Below are 2,347 nucleotides of genomic sequence, written 5' to 3'. Positions count from 1 at the left end.
CAGGATTTGAACCTGTGACCTTCAGGTTATGAGCCTGACGAGCTACCGGACTGCTCCACCCCGCGTCACCATAGGGTTTGTTGGACAGGAACCGGAGACGGCGTCTCCGCCTTATTGGCGCTAAGGCCAAGGCCGGGGATATGGCCGCCGGCGCCTGAGGCCAACACACAAAGTGAATGGGTTTTATCCGTAAGCGCGAGCTTCAATGCCTGGCGACGCCCTACTCTTCCGGGGCTTGAGCCACAGTACCATCGGCGCAGTCAGGTTTCACGGCCGAGTTCGGGATGGGATCGGGTGGGTCACTGACGCTATGGTCACCAAGCAATGGAGCTGGCGCTGTTTGGATTTGGGTTTAATCGATGCCCGTGCATGTGGGTAATCTTGTATCTGGCTTATGTTTCTGACCACCATGGCAAGGACAGTGTATCAGGACTGTCGTTGATGGTGGGGCTCTACGGTTCGTGTGAACCGTTTCAAGCGCGAACAGAGCAATTAGGACCGGTTAGCTCCATGCGTTACCGCACTTCCACATCCGGCCTATCAACGTGATGGTCTATCACGGCTCGATGAAATCTTATCTTGAGGGAGGCTTCCCGCTTAGATGCTTTCAGCGGTTATCCCGTCCATGCATAGCTACCCTGCTGCGCCGTTGGCACGACGACAGGTACACCAGAGGCATGTTCAACCCGGTCCTCTCGTACTAGGGTCAACTCCTCTCAAATTTCGACGCCCACGGCAGATAGGGACCAAACTGTCTCGCGACGTTCTGAACCCAGCTCACGTACCACTTTAATTGGCGAACAGCCAAACCCTTGGGACCTGCTCCAGCCCCAGGATGTGATGAGCCGACATCGAGGTGCCAAACGATTCCGTCGATATGAGCTCTTGGGAATCATCAGCCTGTTATCCCCGGCGTACCTTTTATCCGTTGAGCGATGGCCCTTCCACGAGGGACCACCGGATCACTATGACCGACTTTCGTCTCTGCTCGACTTGTCAGTCTCGCAGTCAGGCGGGCTTATGCCATTGCACTCTAACAGACGGTTTCCAACCGTCCTGAGCCCACCATCGCGCGCCTCCGTTACTCTTTAGGAGGCGACCGCCCCAGTCAAACTACCCGCCACAGAGGGTCCCTGCACCGGATGACGGTGCGAGGTTAGACATCAGAAAACAACAGGGTGGTATTTCACCTATGGCTCCACGACAACTGGCGTCATCGCTTCAAAGCCTCCCACCTATGCTACACAGTTCTTTCCTAATGCCACTCTGAAGCTGCAGTAAAGGTGCACGGGGTCTTTCCGTCTAACCGCGGGTACTCCGCATCTTCACGGAGAATTCAATTTCGCTGAGCATATCCTGGAGACAGTGGGGAAGTCGTTACGCCATTCGTGCAGGTCGGAACTTACCCGACAAGGAATTTCGCTACCTTAGGACCGTTATAGTTACGGCCGCCGTTTACCTGGGCTTCAATTCAGAGCTTGCACTCCTCCTCTTAACCTTCAGGCACCGGGCAGGCGTCAGGCCCTATACGTCGTCTTGAAGCCGACTTAGCAGAGCCCTGTGTTTTTGCTAAACAGTCGCTACCCCCTGGCCTGTGCCCCCCATCAAAAGTTGCCTTAAGATGGGGCCTCCTTCTTCCGAAGGTACGGAGGCAATTTGCCGAGTTCCTTCAGGATACTTCTCTCAAACGCCTTGGTATACTCTACCATTCCACCTGTGTCGGTTTAGGGTACGGTCTATACGGTGGGGCTATTTCCTGGGACAATTTCCCTGCCAGGAGCAATCCAATAAGCCCTGACAAGTTACACCATCCGTCACACACCACCAGGCCCACGAATATTAACGTGGTTCCCATCGACTACCCCCTTCGGGCTCGTCTTAGGGGCCGGCTTACCCTGCTCAGATTAGCTTTAAGCAGGAACCCTTGGAATTTCGGCGAGAGGGCATCTCACCCTCTTAATCGCTACTCATGTCTGCATTCGCACTTCCGATACCTCCACGGTCGGTTACCCTCCCGCTTCAACGGCCTACGGAACGCTCCGCTACTGCTCAGTCCAAAGGACTGAACCCTAAGCTTCGGTGCACGTCTTGAGCCCCGTTACATCTTCGCCGCAGGATCTCTTGTTTAGACCAGTGAGCTGTTACGCTTTCTTTAAAGGATGGCTGCTTCTAAGCCAACCTCCTGGTTGTTTTGGAAATCCCACATGCTTTCCCACTTAGACGTGACTTGGGGACCTTAGCTGTAGGTTAGGGCTGTTTCCCTTTTGACGACGGACCTTAGCACCCGCCGTCTGTCTGCCGGACTAGACTCGTTGGTATTCGGAGTTTGGTTAGAATTGGTAGATCT

General features: G+C 54.6%; 2 rRNA genes (1 of these 2 cut by a window edge). Both read right to left on the bottom strand.

The window, feature by feature from the left end:
• Positions 1-207: 207 nt before the first annotated feature.
• A 5S ribosomal RNA gene (gene rrf, locus RLDS_RS43935) occupies positions 208-322 on the bottom strand.
• 150 nt (positions 323-472) lie between these two features.
• Positions 473-2,347: ribosomal RNA gene (locus RLDS_RS43930) — 23S ribosomal RNA — on the bottom strand (it continues 922 nt past the right edge of the window).

The sequence above is a fragment of the Sphingobium lactosutens DS20 genome, assembly GCF_000445105.1.
In the GTDB taxonomy this organism is placed as follows: domain Bacteria; phylum Pseudomonadota; class Alphaproteobacteria; order Sphingomonadales; family Sphingomonadaceae; genus Sphingobium; species Sphingobium lactosutens.
The sequence above is the reverse complement of the archived record's forward strand: the minus strand, read 5'-3'. Positions and strand labels throughout refer to the sequence as shown.